The organism is Sphingomonas faeni (assembly GCF_040407495.1).
Lineage (GTDB): Bacteria > Pseudomonadota > Alphaproteobacteria > Sphingomonadales > Sphingomonadaceae > Sphingomonas > Sphingomonas faeni_D.
Window position 1 is genome coordinate 837,214 of sequence record NZ_JAPZPP010000001.1, and the last position, 17,113, is coordinate 854,326.

Annotated in this window: 11 protein-coding genes and 1 pseudogene; 3 read left to right on the plus strand and 9 right to left on the minus strand. The window is 64.8% G+C overall.

Going from position 1 to position 17,113, the window contains the following annotated elements; translation table 11 throughout:
* Window positions 1-41: 41 nt before the first annotated feature.
* The 9 genes from O6W96_RS03805 to O6W96_RS03845 all read right to left on the minus strand — a co-directional run bounded on the left by O6W96_RS03805 (window position 42) and on the right by O6W96_RS03845 (window position 13,359).
* Window positions 42-1,199, minus strand: a complete 1,158-nt coding sequence (locus O6W96_RS03805; protein WP_353468323.1) for an endonuclease/exonuclease/phosphatase family protein — start codon at window positions 1,197-1,199, stop codon at window positions 42-44.
* 189 nt (window positions 1,200-1,388) lie between these two features.
* Window positions 1,389-1,709, minus strand: coding sequence for a hypothetical protein (locus O6W96_RS03810; RefSeq protein WP_353468324.1), 321 nt, complete (start codon window positions 1,707-1,709; stop codon window positions 1,389-1,391).
* A 319-nt stretch (window positions 1,710-2,028) separates the two neighbouring features.
* On the minus strand, window positions 2,029-4,290 hold the full coding sequence (locus O6W96_RS03815; RefSeq protein ID WP_353468325.1) for a glycoside hydrolase family 3 N-terminal domain-containing protein: 2,262 nt from the start codon (window positions 4,288-4,290) through the stop codon (window positions 2,029-2,031).
* Window positions 4,287-6,371, minus strand: coding sequence for a hypothetical protein (locus O6W96_RS03820; RefSeq protein WP_353468326.1), 2,085 nt, complete (start codon window positions 6,369-6,371; stop codon window positions 4,287-4,289). Before O6W96_RS03820 ends, O6W96_RS03815 begins: the two co-directional genes overlap by 4 nt.
* A gap of 55 nt (window positions 6,372-6,426) precedes the next feature.
* Window positions 6,427-9,270, minus strand: a complete 2,844-nt coding sequence (locus O6W96_RS03825; RefSeq protein WP_353468327.1) for a TonB-dependent siderophore receptor — start codon at window positions 9,268-9,270, stop codon at window positions 6,427-6,429.
* A 94-nt stretch (window positions 9,271-9,364) separates the two neighbouring features.
* Window positions 9,365-10,312 carry a FecR family protein gene (locus tag O6W96_RS03830; RefSeq protein ID WP_353468328.1) on the minus strand — a complete coding sequence of 316 codons (948 nt, stop codon included), beginning with the start codon at window positions 10,310-10,312 and terminating at the stop codon, window positions 9,365-9,367.
* Complete coding sequence (locus O6W96_RS03835; protein WP_353468329.1) at window positions 10,302-10,871, minus strand: RNA polymerase sigma factor; 570 nt, start codon at window positions 10,869-10,871, stop codon at window positions 10,302-10,304. The genes O6W96_RS03830 and O6W96_RS03835 overlap by 11 nt, the downstream gene beginning before the upstream one ends.
* 194 nt (window positions 10,872-11,065) lie before the next feature.
* Window positions 11,066-11,923 (minus strand): serine hydrolase, encoded by an 858-nt coding sequence (locus O6W96_RS03840; RefSeq protein WP_353468330.1) that lies wholly within the window; start codon window positions 11,921-11,923, stop codon window positions 11,066-11,068.
* Between the two features lie 194 nt (window positions 11,924-12,117).
* Window positions 12,118-13,359: a glycoside hydrolase family 130 protein gene (locus tag O6W96_RS03845; protein ID WP_353468512.1), complete on the minus strand. Its 1,242-nt coding sequence runs from the start codon at window positions 13,357-13,359 to the stop codon at window positions 12,118-12,120.
* 283 nt (window positions 13,360-13,642) lie between these two features.
* On the opposite strand from O6W96_RS03845, the gene katG reads away from it, so the two are divergent.
* The 3 genes and pseudogenes from katG (at window position 13,643) to O6W96_RS03860 (ending at window position 17,048) form a co-directional block, all read left to right on the plus strand.
* Window positions 13,643-15,868 carry a catalase/peroxidase HPI gene (gene katG, locus O6W96_RS03850; RefSeq protein ID WP_435372173.1) on the plus strand — a complete coding sequence of 742 codons (2,226 nt, stop codon included), beginning with the start codon at window positions 13,643-13,645 and terminating at the stop codon, window positions 15,866-15,868.
* A 95-nt stretch (window positions 15,869-15,963) separates the two neighbouring features.
* Window positions 15,964-16,164 (plus strand): annotated as a pseudogene (locus tag O6W96_RS03855) (hypothetical protein); the annotation flags it as partial.
* A complete protein-coding gene (locus tag O6W96_RS03860) occupies window positions 16,134-17,048 on the plus strand; it encodes a PAS domain-containing protein (RefSeq protein ID WP_353468331.1) in 915 nt (304 codons plus the stop codon). The pseudogene O6W96_RS03855 and the gene O6W96_RS03860, both read left to right, overlap by 31 nt.
* Window positions 17,049-17,113: the final 65 nt, after the last annotated feature.

The following is a 17,113-nucleotide window of genomic DNA, read 5'->3' on the forward strand; positions in this document are numbered from 1 at the left end:
ATCTTGTTACACGACCTTGGAGCGGAAGTCAGGATCATCGATCAGGCGCCCCGGCCAGCCCGCCGCACGCCGTGCGCAGTTTCGTCCAGACCGCTGTCTTCGCGGTTGGTCCCGCCTTCTCGGCCACAGCGTGGCAAGGCACCCGCCCGCTCCGTCCGCGATGAGACAGTCACATGCCAACTCACCCTGTAAGTGACTCGAAACCCGTCATGATCCGACAACCTTGGGCTGCCAGCCGAGCCATCGAACACCGCCTGGACACGGATGGGAGTCACGGTAACGCTGGAACCGCTTTCGAACAGTTGAAGGTCCTGCGTATCCATCCATGGCTCATCGCCATCCCAGGATATGCGCGTATCGCACGGCAGCGGGTTGGCCGTGCACCATTCCTGGACGATCTCGAAAGGCTCGGTCACGTTCCGGAACCGTTCGAACCGGATCGCCGAATTCTTCATGTTGAAGTCACCGCCGAGGATCGTCGGAACATCCTGATCGCCCACCGCCGCGATGAAGGCGCCGAGTTCGTCGACCTGAAGACGGTGCGCGCGTGCGTGACGTCGCGGTGATACGCGCGACGAACGCTGGGAGTTGAGATGGGTATTGAAAAGGTTGATAGCACCGGGAACGCCCGGAATCGCTAGGTGCGCGTACAATACACCCTTGTTGCCGAGGCAGTCGAGGCCTGCGCAACGGCGACGTCCAAACGGTTCGGAGCGAGTCTCGACGATCGGATACCGGCTCAGGATCGCGAGGCCCGACCCGACCATATGCAGGCCCAGTTCGCCCTTCTTCCACCGATACGGCCCCGGCATGCGATCGGCGCCTGGCAAGCTCTTGCGCTGGGTGCGTGACGGTCCGAAAACCATGTTGGGATACCCGATGCCGGTGACCGCCCGAACCGCCGCCTTGCTGAACATCTCCTGCACCATGACGACGTCAGGGGCGTTGCCGTGTCTTTCCATCTGTCTGAGCGCAGCCGAAATACGTGCCAAGGCCGGTCCACGATTGGCCCGAGCGGGCCATCCCAGACCTTCGATATTGAATGTCAGGACATCGAATGTCCTGCTGGCCCGCGCACCATCTGCCGAGAACGATACATCCCCTGCCGACGTCGGCAGGCATGTCTCCAGGAGCGGTGGCGGTAACCGTGTGCATGCTGACGAAGACGCCAACAGCAGGATCGCGCCGACGTACCGCATCCGGACAGCGGATCGGGACCGCTCCGACCCAACTGTACGAGTAACTGGCACCGCGTTCCGTTTATCCGCGAGTGCCTCGAACGCACGGATCGACGTCGCATCCGACGCATGTGCTCCGACGCGTTCGCAGTTCGAGCGTCCGGCCAAACGATGTCCATTCCGGTCACCACGAGTAATTGGCGATTCTCCTCACTGCCGTGCCAGCTTTAGCACGCCGCCGTCATACCACGGCAAGGCTAGCGTTCCACCGGCACCGCGAAAGACGACAGCAGTGCCGCTCGGGCCCCAGCTGCCCGATTGGCAGTGGATGGCAAACGCCGTCGGTCGCGGCAGACCAAGCTTGCGAAGCTGCGGGCGGAGGTCAGCCGGGGCTGGCGTTCCCAGCCGTGTAAAGCGGGGATTGATGCAGCTGTCATGCGTCGCAGTCGGCTGATTCCAGGCCAGGCGCGTGCGCGAGAAGGTCAGGCGCTTTCCCATAAGGCTCGGATCATTGTCGCTCAGAGCCTGCACGCCGCTATCCGCAACCGCAACGCCCGTCACGCGCCACTGACCGGCAAAGGCAGCTGCTCCGCCCCCGGATTGTGCGGTGACGCTTGTCGCTGCAAGGCTCACAGTCAAACATGCGATTGCCCAGACCCGTGCTCTCATCGTTCGCTCCTACTGCTGCCAACCGGGATTCGTTCCGCCCGGCAGAAGCCACGCGCGCATCCATGTTAATGGTTCAAAACGGTTTTATCATGAATGAAGTTCCTGCCGATCGCAGTTGGCGAGGATGCTTTGTGGGGCACCAGCATGGAGCCTGTGCGGTTTCTTCAGTCGCCGGGCGCATTCAAGACAGGTCCCGGACCAGGCTAAAGGACAGGGGCAGTCCTTCATCGGGTCCGTTCAGTGAAATTCTAACGTCGAAATCCCCGGCTTCGGCGCGCGTCGTGCCGTCCTGCATGACGAAGGCCAGATCGGTGCGGGTCAGCGACAGGGTGAACCGCTGCCGATCGCCGGCGCGCACGGCGACATGCACGAACCGCTTGAGCTGCTGCACAGGCCGTGTGCGGCTGGCAACGCGGTCGTGAATATACAGCTGGACGAGCGCAAGGGCGTCGTGATCGCCCGAATTACGGACAGTTCCGCCAATCGTAAACACACCGTCCCAAGGCATCGTCGGGCTCGCGACGAGGTCTTCGAGTTCCAGGCGCCCGTACGTCAGCCCATGACCGAAGGCGTAGAGCGCGCGGTCCGGGGCGTCGCGCCAGCGCGCGCGGCCCCCTTCCAGCGGATCCGCGTCGGTCGCGGGGCGGCCGGTCGAGCGGTGATCGTAGGACCAGGGCTGTTGCCCGCTCGCCAGTGGAAAGCTGACCGGCAAATGTCCTGACGGAACTTCGATCCCGAAGAGTATGTCGGCGACCGCATCGCCGGTTGCTTCACCGAGAAACCACGTCGCGAGTATGGCGGTCGCGTCCCGTATCGCGCCCTCCAGCGCCAGCGCGCGGCCGTGGCGCAACACCACGACGACCGGCGTACCGGTCGCCGCGACCGCCTCGGCAAGCTCGCGTTGCACGGCGGGGACGTGGATCTCGACGCGGCTATTGCCTTCGCCCGACATTTCGCCAGCTTCCCCCACCGCCAGCAACACGACGTCCGCCGCCCTCGCCGCAGCGACGGCGCGCACAATGCCGTTCGGCAGCGCCTCGTGAATACCGGAGCCTGGTTCGACAACCAACGCCGTCGGGTCGGCAACGCGTGCTCGGATCCCGGTCGCAAGGTCGATGCCCGCACCCTGTTCTCCCGCAAACGACCACGGTCCGTAGAGATTGGCACGATCGGTCGCGAACGGCCCGATCAACGCGATCCGCTTGCCGACCCGCGGCAGTGGCAGGATGTTGCGCTCGTTCTTCAGCAGCACGATCGACCGTGTTGCCACCTCGCGCGCCAGTCTGCGGATCGCCGGGCTGCGCGTTTCGCGGCGTTCGGCCCGCGCGTCCATCGACCGATACGGATCGTCGAACAGCCCGAGTGCTTCCTTGAGCGCGAGCACCCGGCGCACGGCCCGATCGACTGCCGCCATCGGCACCGCTTCACTCGCAACCAACGCGGGCAGATGCCGATTGTAGAGCCCGCTCTGCATCGACACGTCGATCCCGGCGAGGATCGCCAGCCGCGCGGCATCGGCTTCATCCGTGGCAATGCCGTGCGCGATCAGTTCGCGGTCGGCGTCATAGTCCGACACGCAGACGCCGGTGAAGCCGAGTTCGCCGCGCAGGATGTCCGTCAGCAGATGACGGTTCGCGGTCACGGGTATGCCGCCGAAATCCGTGAACGAGGCCATCGTTGCGCCGGCGCCTGCCGCGAACGCATCGGCGAACGGCGGCAGATAGGTCTCGCGCAGTTCCGCCTCGCTCATGTCGACTGCGGCATATTCCATGCCGCCGCGCACCGCCGAATAGCCCGCGAAATGTTTGGGCGTGGCGAGCATCGCGTCGGCGCGTTTGAGGTCGGGGCCTTGAAACCCACGCACCCGTGCGACGGCGAGCAGGCGGTTGAGATACACATCCTCGCCCGCACCCTCCGCAACCCGTCCCCAGCGCTGGTCGCGCGCGACGTCGACCACGGGTGCGAAGGTCCAGTGGAGCCCGCCCGCCGTCGCCTCGCGCGCGACCGCTCGTGCGGCCCGTTCGGACAGATCGGGATTAAAGGCAGCGGCCTCGGCCAGTGGGATCGGGAAGATCGTGCGACAGCCGTGGATCACGTCGGCCGCCAGCACGAGCGGGATCTTCAGCCGGCTCTGCAACGCCGCCGCCTGCAACCGTCGCGCGCCGGCGACGCCGTAGCCGTTGAACAGCATCCCGACGCGCCCGGCCCGGACCCGCGTCAGCATCGCGTCCGCGCTGCTCGCATTGACGACCGGATTGAACACCGCGCCGACCGGGCGGACCTCGTCGTTGAAGCAACTGAGCTGGCCGGCCTTCTCCTCGATCGTCATCGCCGCGATCAGATCGTCGATCCGCCGCGCGGCCGCACCGACCGGTGCCGGCACCGCAGCCGCAGCGGCTAGCAGCCCACCCCGCACCAGCAGCACACGACGGTCGATCGTCACTTTTGTGATCGGGGCGCGGGGGGCGGACGTAGCGCGAGAAACACCGTGCTCCACAACTGCGCCGCGTTGGACTCGTCGACGTCCGCGCTCGACGCACCGAACGGGGCGACGGTGTAGCGCCCGTTCGCATACGCCCAGGACCAGAGTTCGGACGTCCGCACCTCGCCCGCCGCGTCGATCGCCCGCCACAATCGCGCTCGCGCCGATACCAGCCGGGCTCGCGTTGCCGACGGCAGATCGCGGCGCGCCAACTGCCTGTCGAGTCCTGCCGCTAGGATCGCCTGCTGCCACGACCACACGACCGTACCGTGATAGGCGGTCGCGCCGAACCGTCCCTGCACGTCCGCGGGCGCGAAGGCGGGGTTGGCCACAAGCAGTCCGATATCGGTCATGAGCCCCGCCGGGAACGGCCGCATCATCGCGTCGACCGACCGATCCAGATCGGCAACCGACGGCGTACCGAACAGCAACGCGAACCCATCGTCGGAATGCACCACCGGAACCGGCTTTCCCGCATCGTCGAGCGACAATGCATTGAACGCAAGCGGTGCGGTCCCGAGCGATGCCAAAGCAGGCGCGGACGGTACGCCGACTTTACGCGCATAGGCGGCAATGTCGGCAGCTGCTTCGGCATTCGGTACGGTCATCGCGAACAACCTTGGCGCGGTGCGCTGCCAGACTTGCGCCTGCGTCGCGGCCTTTGCCATCGCCGCGCGGTCTTCAGGCGTGCCGTAGCGGTCGAGCAGGCCACTGGCGGCAAACCGCTCGATCGCGGCCAGCGCGGCGGGCACCCACACCGCGTTCACGTCATACGCGTACCGGCCCCGCCCCAACCCTTCCTCGCTGTCACGCCACTGCCCGGTCAGCCGCCCCGCCTTGATCGCGACCAGCGCCTTGTATTCCGGCTGGCTGGCGAACGCGGCGGTGCGGTCGACGACCCAGGCGAAGTTCCGCGCGATCAGATCGCCCTGCCGTAACCCCTTCCCCGCCGGTGCTGCCAGAAACGCGGCGGCACGCGCGCGACCCCGCGGTGCGTCCAGCAGCCACGCCCGCGCCACCGGTGCCAGCATGAAGTCGTCGTCGACCATCGCGTAATCATAGATCGGCGTCGCGATCCGCCCGCGGCCTTCCTTCGCGTTACGCAGGACCGCGAACTCGCCGATGTCCTCCTCATGCGCGACCTCGCCATTGCCAGCGAGCCGCGCCAGCACCGCGCCGATACCGTCCTCCACCGCGGCCGGTTGTAGAACGGGCATTAGCAACCGAAGCGACATCAGCGTATCGCGGCCGAAATACGTGTCGAACCGCCACGACCCCGCGAGGAACTTCTCCTTGTACGACAGGTACGACAACGCATTGCGCGCACGCCGATCGGCCCGCGCGTCGGCCGTTAGCAACGCATCGCCACCAAGCGGGGTCAGCGGCGTATCGCCACTACCCGCGACGATCGCGATCCGGATACGTCCGCCCTTCCCTGCGCGGATACCGTCCTTATCGACCACCGTGCCGTCGAGCCCGCGAACCGACAGCACATAGCCAGGCGCCCCGTCGAGCCGGTCGCGCGCCCAGACCATCCCGGGTCCGCCGCGAAGATCCGGATCGTACCGCCCCTTGACCAGGATTTCGGCAGGCGCCTTCCCAAGCGCCTCATAGTCCCGCAGCACGCGAATCGACGACAGCACCGCCTGCCGGAAACGCAGCACCGGCGCATCGATGCTGGCGATCGCCTGCACCGCATGCAACGGCCGCCCCTTCGCATCCGTCATCGGCGAGGGTGTCGGCGGCGTATCGAGCGTCCAGGTTGCGGGTCGGCCGATCTTGTCGAACCACAGTCCCACTGCGCTGTTGCCCGCCGGGAACGCCGACAGGATGCGCGGCACGTCGCCCGACCGCAGCAGCAGATGGGCGGCGGTCTGGCCATCGCGCACGAACGCGTTGATGTTGCGCCCTTCGTCGATCCGGAACGCGAGCGGCGCCGTGTCGTGCTCGGCCCGGCTGTCGATCGGCGGGCGCTGGGCGGACCCGGCGACACCGCCGGCGAGCGCGACGACGAGCGCCAGCGCGGAGGTGAAGCGGATCATGGTGTCTCCGAAGAAAAAGGAGCGCGGCTCGGGTGAACCGCGCCCAAGGGAGGAGTTAGAAATCGAAACGCACGCTCGCCACCGCATTACGACCATTGATCGGGCGCGCGAAATACGTGTTCTGGCCGGTATTCTCGACGAAACCGCCGCGGGGGTTGCCTTCGGTCAGCCCGATCACGTTGCCGATATTCTCGACGCTAGCCGACAACGACACCGCCTCGTCGAGCCGGAACAGCACGCCGGCCGAGAATACCGAATAGGCCGGCAATTCGAGCGAGTTCGACACGTCGGCATAGATCTTCCCGATCCGCTTCCAGCTGCCATAGATCTCACCCAGATTGTTCGGCAGCACGATCGCCGGGGTGACGTTGATGTTGAGCGCCGGCGTCCGCTCCGGCCGGTTGCCGCCAAAGCCCTGCACGGTCGCCCGCAGCGCCGGGTCGATCGTGTTGAGATCGACCACCACGCCGTTGCGTCGCGCGATGAGCTCGCCGATGCTGATGCTCGAATCCTGGATCACGCCGCTTGCCTGGAGTCGGAACCACGTCGCCGGGCGCAACGTGATGTCGAACTCGCCGCCATATACCTTGATCCCCGAATTGGCAGTCAGCTGCTGCGTGATCGCCACGCCGCCGACGGTCGAGGTGATGTCGCGCGACTGCGGGTAATCGAGGAACTTGGTGTAGAAGCCGGTGACCGACGCCTGCAGGAAGCCGCTCGAATAGCGCACGCCGCCTTCAGCGAACCGGAGGTTGGTCGGCGTGTTCTGCTCCTGCGCCTGGAACCCGGTAGCATAGCGGCCATAGACCGCGAGGCGCGGGGTGATGAGATAATTCGCACCGAGCGTCCACGCGACCTTGTTGAACTCGCGGCGCTGCGCCGTGTAGGTGCCGGCAAAGCTGTTGTTAATATAGTTGTTGGCGATGATGTTGTCATTGTCGACCAGCAGATTGCCGTTGGCATCATAGGTGCCCGATCCGGCGATGGGCGCGCGGTTGAGCGTGTCGCCCGCGAGCCGGTTGAATACGAAATGCTCGAAACGAGCACCGCCATCGATCCGCAGCTTGTCCCAGAGCGTCAGCTGGTCGGTGGCATAGGCCGAGATCGAGCTAAACTTGGCACGGCTCGGGCCTTCGCCGAACGTGCCGTAGGTCAGGAAGCCGTTCTCGGTCAGCGATCCGACGACGTTATTAGCGGCGTTCAGCGCGACTACGTCGACCCGGCGCGCGCGATCCTGTACGTCGGTCAGGAAGGTCGCGGTGCCGATCGCGTCGTTGTAACGGCTCGACCTTGTGAACAATCCGCCCAGCGTCAGCGAGTTGGTCGGCGTCTGCCACGTGATCCCGGTATCGCTTGTGAACTCCTTCACCGACGCGCGGTTGCGGCCGATCACGCTCTCGGCGAGTAGCCCGTTGCCGTTGATCGCGTTGAGTGCCGCGGTGCCGGTGATGACCTGGCCGGTATCGACATAGCGGATACCCAGTTTGTTGGCGCCCTGCGGCGCGAACCGCGCGAGCGTCTGCGCGCTGGTCGGGTTGTTCGCCAGCCGGTCAGAGGCGAGCCCCAACCCGGAATTGTCGTACGAGAAGATCGAATTGAAGTCGGTGCCGAAGTTCGTGTAGCGACCGCGCGCAAAGAAATTGAAGTCGGTACCGATATCCTGCGTCAGGTCATAACCGTAGGATTGCGACTTGGTGTGCACGCCGTCCTCGAGGTCGATCGGCTGGAACGATCGCCCGGTGGTCGGCGAGGTGCGCGTGCGGACGAGCGAGAAATCGCGGCTTTGCAACAGGCCGTGGGTGGCGGACAAGCCGGGGATCGACTTCGGATCGCCGACGCCGGTCAGCGGGATGCCGACATAGAAGATGTTGCTGTCGTCGACGACCTTTGCCGACAGCGTCAGCTTGCCGCCGGTCCAGCGCTGCGCGATCGCACCGCGAAAGAGAAAACCATGGTTCGCGTCGTAACCTGGATCGCGAATGCCGTCGTCCTTGCGGTAGAACCCGCCGATCGAGATCGCGGTGTTCTCGGCGATCGGCTTGGTCATGAACGCATCGACGCGCGCCGTGCCGAAGCTCGACGTGGTCAGCTGGAACGTGCCGCCGGACTTGTCGAAATCGGGTTTGCGCGTGATAAAGTTGACCGTCGCGCCGGCGCCGTTGACGGTCAGGATGCCCGACGAGCCCGAGCGCACCGCTTCGAGCCGGTCGATCGACACTTCCTGCTTCAGGATCGTGTCGCTGAGCGCGTTGATATAAAAGACGGGCAGCCCGTCCTCCTGCAACTGCACGAATTGCTGGCCACCGCCGGCGAGGCCGCGGACCGAGAAATTGTTCGAGACTTCGCCGCCCGATCCTTCGACGAACACGCCCGGGATCAGTTCGAGCGCCTGCGCGGTCGAGCGCGGCGCCTTGCGGTCCAGGTCCTCGCGGGTCGCGACGGTGACCGCCGACGACGAGGTCAAAACGGTCTGGCCGCGTGCGCGCGTGCCCGTGACGACGATCTCGTCGAGTTCGTTGCTGGCCTGCTGCGTCTCTGGCTGGACGCCGACGGGCGTCGTGGGATCGGTCTGCGACACCTGCGGCGCGGCGATGGCGCCGGTCGCGAGGACGGCGGTGCGGCCATCGAACGACACCAGCCTCAGGCCGGATGCGGTGGCAATGCGACGAAGCCCGTCGGTGACCGCGAGATTACCCCGGATCGCGACGATCCGCCGACCGCGCGTAGCGTCCTCAGGTGCGATGATCTGGATACCGGCCTGGCGCGCGAAGGCGACGATGCCGGTCGATGCAGGCTGCGCCGCAACGTCGAAGCTGCGGGTCTGCCCAAAGGCTGCGGCGGGCGACGCGACGACAAGGGCGCTGGCCAACACCAGACCCGTATACAGCTGTGAACGCATGATATTCCTCCCCTGCGATTATCCCGAACGCGTCTTCAGCGCGTCTGGGGATAGAGATGCGTCGCCGAGGGGTTTCCGTCAGCACATCGCGGAATTATTCGACGACGCGCAAGTCGCTGCCATCGCGCTCGATCCGCGCGCCCGTCATCGCCGCCGCCGAGCGCGCGAACCCATCCATATCGTCGGTTCGGAACCAGCCGACGATCCGGCGGTCCGCGAGCGGCGCCTCGACCGACAATTGCCGCGTGTTGTACCGGTTGAACTCGGCCGCGGCATCGCCCAGCGTCATGCCGTCGAGCACGATCTCGCCCTTTCGCCAGGCCAGCGTCTCCGCAGGCCTGGCCGCCGATACGACCGTCTCGGCAGTGCCGGATGCATCCGCTACCACCGCATGCTTGCCCGCATCGAGCGTGACGAACCGTTCGGGCGCGGCGACCGACCAGACCCTGACGCGCCCTTCGGTCACCGTCACTTCGGCGCGGCCGAAATGGCGCCGCACCGCAAACGCCGTACCGACCGCCCGCACGCGGACATCGCCTGCCGAGACGATGAAGGGTCGCGCATGGTCCTTCGCGACCGCGAACCAGGCCTCGCCGTCGTCGAGCGCGACTGACCGCTGCTCGGGCGTCATCCGCACATGCGTCCGGCTCGCGGTGTTCAGAACAACCGTCGAGCCATCGTCGAGCCTGGCGATCCGCCGTTCGCCGACTTTGGTGGCCAGCGCCGTATCGCCTCGCGTCCCAAGCCACACCGCACCGACCGCAGCCGCCGCAACTGCCAGCCCCCCGCCGGCCGCCAGCACGCGACGGCGCGGCCACGAGGGGCCAGTCTCGAACGCACCGTCGATCGATCCGTCATCCACGTCATCCGCGTCGATCCCGCTCCATACCGCGCGCGCGCGCAACAACGCACCCGCATGACGCGGATGTTCCGCGCACCAGCCTTCGATCTCGCGCGCGAGTACCGGATCGTCCGGTGTCCGGTCCATGCGAGCGACCCACCGCGCCGCAGCCGTTTCGATCGCGTCAGGCTCATCGTGCATGACGGCTCCTCTTGGTGCGGGCAGGCAGGTCGGCGCGGTCCTCCACCGAAAGGCCGTTCAAGATAGTCTTCAATCCTCGTGCCAAATCATTCTCGACGATGGTTTCGGTGATCCCAAGCCTGCTTGCGATGTCCCGTTGCGACAGTCCCTCGACCTTGCGCATGCGGAATATCGTGCGGCTGCGTTCGGGAAGATCGGCAAGCAGATGCTCGACCCGTGCCAGCAACCCGCGCCCGGCGACGATCCGCTCAGGCGACAGATAGTCGGCCGCCAACGCCATTTCGAGATCGGCGCTGGTCCCGACGGCATCGATCCGTACAATCCGCGCACGACGCAATTCGGCGAGCACGACGTTGCGCGCAGTCTGGAACAGGTACCGCCGAGGATCCTCCACCCGCCCGAAATCGGCCAACCCCGCCAATCGACAATAGGACTCCTGCACGACATCATCGACGTCGACGCCGGGAAAGCCGGTACGGAGCCACCGCCGCAACGCAGGTTCGTGCGGCAGGATCTGCCGCGCGACCCATGTCACAAGCTCGGTACTCAAACGCGTCATGTCACCCCTTGGCCAGAGCATGGATGCACGGCACGGCCACTTCCGTCACGGCTGGTCGCCCAAAGGCCGAAAATTTGCCAATATCTTGCGTCTGGGCGCGAGGCCTTCAACGGCCAATATCTCAACTAGGCAATCCGCGCGCCGACTATTGCGCGGTTGACCCGCAATCTGGAATCCGCCGCCGCCCAGTCCGGTCACCGCATTTGCATGAACAACGCAAGTGCGTTGCGCACCGTATCTGCAAACCGGTCATAGATCACGCGAGCGACCTCGGCGATGACGGGCTGGCGATCGCGTCCACCGCGCGCGAAGACGGCGACTGCCACCCGGCGGCCATCGGGCATGGTGATGAACCCCACGTCGTTGGTGATGCCATCCAGCGTGCCGGTCTTGTCCTCTACCCGAGTCCCCGCAGGGAGCAGAGCGCGGATCCGGCGGGTGCCCGTCGCGCATCGGCTCATCAGTCCGAGCAAAAAGGCGCGGCTTTGCGCCGTCAAGACGGTACCGTCGTCGAGCTTGTTCAGCAGCGTGACCATCGCAACCGGCGTGGCAACATCCTTGCTGTCCGCAAGGTGGCCCCGTTCTCGCAGCAACTGGGCAATCGTCCGGTCCATTCGGATGCCGGGTATCTTCTGCGACCACAACCACTGCTGGATCGCGACAGGGCCGCCCAGCGCGGCAAGCAACTGGTCGGTTGCCTGGTTGTCGCTGCGGATGATCATCAACTCCATGACTTTCGCCGCGGGTCGGCCACTGATCATGTCGCCGAGGCTGCGTCGCCCTTGGTCGACTTCGGCGAGGTAGGCGGCCGCGATGGCCAGCTTTACCGTGCTGGCCATCGGGAACGGGGTATCTCCGTTGATCGACACCATCGAACCATCGCGCAGGTCGAGCGCCGCAATGCCGTAATCGCCGGACCGTTCGGCGACCAGCTTGCTCAGTGCACGCTCGAGCCCGATGAGTTCGGGGGAACTTGCAGCCGCCGGTGCCGGGACGAGGATGCTTGCGGCGATACTGGAAAGAAGCAGGCGAGAAAGAAAGGTCGCGCGCATTGATCGTCCTCGAATATTGCCCTTCGGTGGTGTGGTTATCATACGCTGAAAGCCTGAACAGTTCGTGAGGCATTCCTGTGAATTTGCGGACAACGGCGGGTCGGTACGCCGGTAAATCGCCCCTACGGCTCGGTAGCGCTGTAGGCAAGCTGCGCGGGGTGGGTCATGTCCGAGTTCACACCCGTTTGACACTGTCACCCCCGATGCCGCGCTGCGGCGATCGCATAGGGCAGCAAAATGCGGCGATCCCGGAGCAACGCGCCACAACTGTAGGTCACGTTCGGAACATAGCCTCCGCGTTGCTCCGCGCTGGGAAACAACAGTGGCGAAGCGGTCCGCGACAGCACCTTCGACGGATCGTCCTTGTCGAGCAGGCAGGCACCGATGCAATACCCGCGAACCATACCCACGCCGTGCGTGAAGACCAGCCAGCCCTCGTCGATCTCGATCGGCGAACCGCAATTGCCCAACTGCACGAACTCCCACGGATATTTCGGCGCCATGATCCGCTCGCCTGCCTCCCATGTGTAGAGGTCGTCCGACCGCAGCAGCCAGATGTTTTCGTTGTCCTGGCGACCCAGCATCACGAACCGATTGTCGATACGCCGGGGAAACAGCGCCATCCCCTTATACCCGGTCATGGCACCCGTCAGCGGTCTCATCTCGACCCTGCGCAGGTCGACACCACGCAAGATCTCCTGTCGTGCGTCCTTGCCATCGAACGCGGTGTACGTGCCGATGATGCTGCGGACCCCGTCATGATCGGTGAAGTTGACGAGGCGGAGATCTTCGATGCCTTGCCGCTGCGAGGGCAGTACCGGAAAAATTACGGTTTCGGACGCATCCTGACTGTCCTCGCATACCAGGCGGACCCAACCGTCTTGATGACGTTCGACACAAGGGGGCACGCCGTGCGCGCTCGGCGGATCGATCACCAGCCGATCGCCTGGGCCCCATTCGCCGGTGCGAAACGTGATCGACGAAATGTGCCCCTCGCCGATACCGCGCAGCGACATGACGAAGCGGACCGCGCCGGGCATCGTAGGCTCTTCATCCGTCAGCGAAACCATACTGGGATTGAACAACGCAGCGGATTCAAACGCATATTCCTGACTGAAATAGGCGCCGATCAGGAGCCGTTCGTCATCACTGAAATTGCCATCGCCTATGTCCGGCCGCACCTCTTCGAAGCGACGGAGCAGGACTTGCTCGGCGTTGCGATGACGGTCCCGCATCGGAGTCAGCAACAGCTCGAGCATCCTCGCTCGCATCGCATCGTCCAAGCCTTGAATGCGGTCGACGACGACCTGCATGCGCGGAGGGTGATCCGTCTCGAAGGCGGGTGGATAGCCGAAGCTGAATGGCCTGATGACGGTGCGCGACGGATCGGGCTTCAGTTCGACGTCGAGCGTCGTGAAAACATCGGCAGCGTTCATCAGCGTCGAGCCTCTCTGCATGGCGCCACACGACGCTCGGAACGATGTGTGTAACGATGCCGCACCGGCCATGATCCCAGGTTGGCCATAAAACTTGCGCGACTTTTCGCATTGGGCCGCGAAGGCCACCGCGCGTTGAACACCCTGAGTTCCACGCACGGTTGACGGTCGACGTTGATCGACTCCAGTGATCGATCGGCGCCGAATAATCGATTGGACAAATGTCTGCCCGATGCTGCACTTTAGGGCAACACGGTTACACCTATCGAGAGAGGACGCCGACATGGCCGATTACGAACAGCCCAAGAGCAGCGGTTGCCCCATGGGCCCCAACGGTGGCGGCGAGGTCAAGGCCCGCTCGCTGCTCGGTCGCACGAACAAGGATTGGTGGCCCGATGCGCTGCCGATCGACATGCTGCATCAGCACGGCGTCTCCCCCGACCCGATGGGTGAAGAGTTCGACTATGCCGAGTCGTTCCAGCAGCTCGACTATACCGCATTGAAGGCGGACCTGACTGCGCTGATGACCGACAGCAAGTCCTGGTGGCCGGCTGATTACGGTCACTACGGCCCGTTCATGATCCGCATGGCGTGGCACGCCGCCGGCACCTACCGCGTGACCGATGGTCGCGGCGGGTCGTCGTCGGGTCAGCAGCGCTTCGAGCCGCTCAACTCGTGGCCGGACAACGGCAACCTCGACAAGGCACGCCGCCTGTTGTGGCCGCTGAAGCAGAAGTACGGCAAGAACATCAGCTGGGCCGATCTGTTCATCCTCGCCGGCAACGTCGCGATCGAGAGCATGGGTGGGCCGATCTTCGGCTTCGCAGGCGGCCGCAAGGACGTCTTCGCTTCCGAGGGCGACACATTCTGGGGCGCCGAGGAGCTGTGGGTCAACGAGGGCGCGCAGACGCGCATCAGCGAGGATCTGCCCGAGCTCGAAGGACCGCTTGCCGCGATCCAGATGGGGCTCATCTACGTCAATCCGGAAGGTCCGGGCGGTGACCCGAACCCGCTGCTGTCGGCGCGCGACATGAAGGCGACGTTCCAGCGGATGGCGATGAACTCCGAGGAAACCGTTGCGCTGACCGCGGGCGGCCATGCGTTCGGCAAGGCTCACGGCGCCAAGCCAGCCCCGCACTTCAAGGCGCCTTCTTCCGAGTCCGTGCATATGCAGGGCCTCGGCTGGCTGACCGACAGCGAGGAGATCGGCCAGGGCCATATCACGACCTCGGGCGTCGAGGGCGCGTGGTCGAACAACCCGACCAAGTGGACCGGCGACTATCTGCGCCTGCTGTTCAAGTACGACTATGAGCTGACCGAGAGCCCGGCCGGCGCGAAGCAGTGGCAGCCGGTCAACCCGGCACCCGAGGACATGGCACCCGACGCACGCGATCCCAACAAGCGCGTGCCGACGATGATGACCACCGCCGACATGGCGCTGAAGATGGACCCCGAGTTCCGCGAGATCGCACTTCGCTTCCGCGATGATCAGTCGGCACTCGACGACGCGTTCGCACGCGCCTGGTTCAAGCTGACGCACCGCGACATGGGTCCCCGCGTCCGCTACCTCGGGCCTGAGGTTCCGGAAGAGACGCTGATCTGGCAGGATCCGGTTCCCGAGGGCACCGCGCCGTCTGACGCCGACGCCGCTGCGTTCAAGGACGCCGTGCTGTCGAGCGGGCTGACGATCGGCCAGCTGGTCAAGACCGCCTGGGCATCGGCATCGAGCTATCGCCGGTCGGACCACCGCGGTGGTGCGAACGGTGCGCGCATCGCGCTCGCCCCGCAGAAGGACTGGCCGGTCAACGAGCCAGAGCAGCTGAGCAAGGTCCTGGCCAAGCTCAACGAACTGCGCGGCGACATGTCGCTGGCCGATGCGATCGTGCTGGCCGGTTCGGCTGCGGTCGAGAAGGCGGCGCGCGATGCCGGTCACGACGTGTCGGTGCCGTTCCTCGGTGGACGTGGCGATGCGACGCAGGAGTGGACCGATGTCGAGAGCTTCGTGTGGATGGAGCCGCAGGCCGATGGCTTCCGCAACTACCTGAAGACGCGTCACCCGGTGAAGACCGAGGAGCTGCTGCTGGACAAGGCTTCGCTGCTCGGCCTGTCCGCGCCGGAGATGACCGTGCTGGTCGGTGGCCTGCGCGTACTGGGTGCGAACTTCGGCGATGCGCCAGAGGGCGTGCTCACCGAGCGTAAGGGCCAGCTGACTAACGACTTCTTCGTCAACCTGCTCGATAACGACACCTTCTGGGATCTGGTCGACACGTCGAGCGACGAGAAGTTCATCGGCTACGATCGTGGTGGTCGCGAGAAGAAGTGGCAGGCGACCCGCACCGACCTGATCTTCGGCTCGAACTCGCAGCTGCGCGCGACGGCCGAAGTCTATGCCGAGAACGGCCACGAGCAGAAGTTCGTTCGCGACTTCGTCAAAGCGTGGGTCAAGGTCATGAACGCCGATCGTTTCGACGTCACAGCCAAGCCTGTATCGTCCAACCAGGCGACCTAAGCGGGTTACCGGCGGATAGTCCGTGCTGGTCTGGGAGCGAGCTTCCAAATCAGCACGGACTATTCGCTACGGGCCTGATATCCTAAGATTGAACCCTGGGTTTCAGCGTCAGCGCTTTGCGGCTGCCGGAAACTCATCTCGCCTCGGCCGACCAAATCGACCTGATGGCCGACCTCGCCGAGCGCTACAGCTTCGACGAACTGCGCGTCACGCACGCCCAGAACATCGTCCTGCCACACGTTCATAGGCGTAACCTTCATAACCTTTGGACTGCTTTGAACGCAGCCGGTCTCGCCGAAGGCGCAGGGAATTTTGGACCGCCCTACCCGCACCAACCTCTTCGCGCAGTTCGATATCACCATACCATCGCTGCCTTCGCCAGCGCCGACGGTCCCGCTGCTCCCGTGATCACCTGCACCTGAACAAGACCGCTGAGCACGCTCCAGCTAGCCCCGGCGCTGGACGGTTCACCGATAATCGCCTACAAAAGAGGTTCACGACCTACGGAATCTCCATGCCTTCGGCCCATTGCGTATCGACTGTCGACGGGGTTATCGTCTCCGTCGACCAGAACTTTCTTCTGCTGATGGGGCGGTCCGAACTAGACGTTGTTGGGAAGTCCTACCGAGAATTGACGGATCTTCGGGATTTGGACCGAAGCGCCGCAATGCTACGGGCGCTCATCGCCAAGGCCCCACCCGTTCGACTTCAAAAACGCTACGTCCGCCCTGATGGCACCATCGTACATGCCAATGTCCTTACGACACGGTTCACTAACCCTGATCGGTTGATCAGTACGCTATACTGGTCGGACGTAGGCAGGGAATTACCGCCGATCGCCCTCTGGGAGACGGCACTCGGTATCCGGCACGTGCAGCAGGTTCGTCGCGTCGAGTTCGGCGCCAGCCTGTTCAACGACGGCGTCGATGCCATCATTCTCGAACTCTATCTGGCCGAAGCGGAAGGGCGTATCATCACGGTGACGGAGTTGATGGATAGAGGGCCGGTGTCGGGTTCGATAACCCTGCGCTGGATAACGCATTTGTGCAGCATAGGCATCCTGGAGAGCAACTGCGATCCCGACGCAGACGTAAGCTTCACGAATGACGGAATGGCAAAAATGGAGCGCATGCTGGGTTCGATAGCGCGTTTACCCGACACGGTATCCAAACTGAATTGAGTGGCCCCGATCGCATGAGCCGACCGAACCGTTCGCGGCGCTGATCAATGTCGAGACGGCCCTGC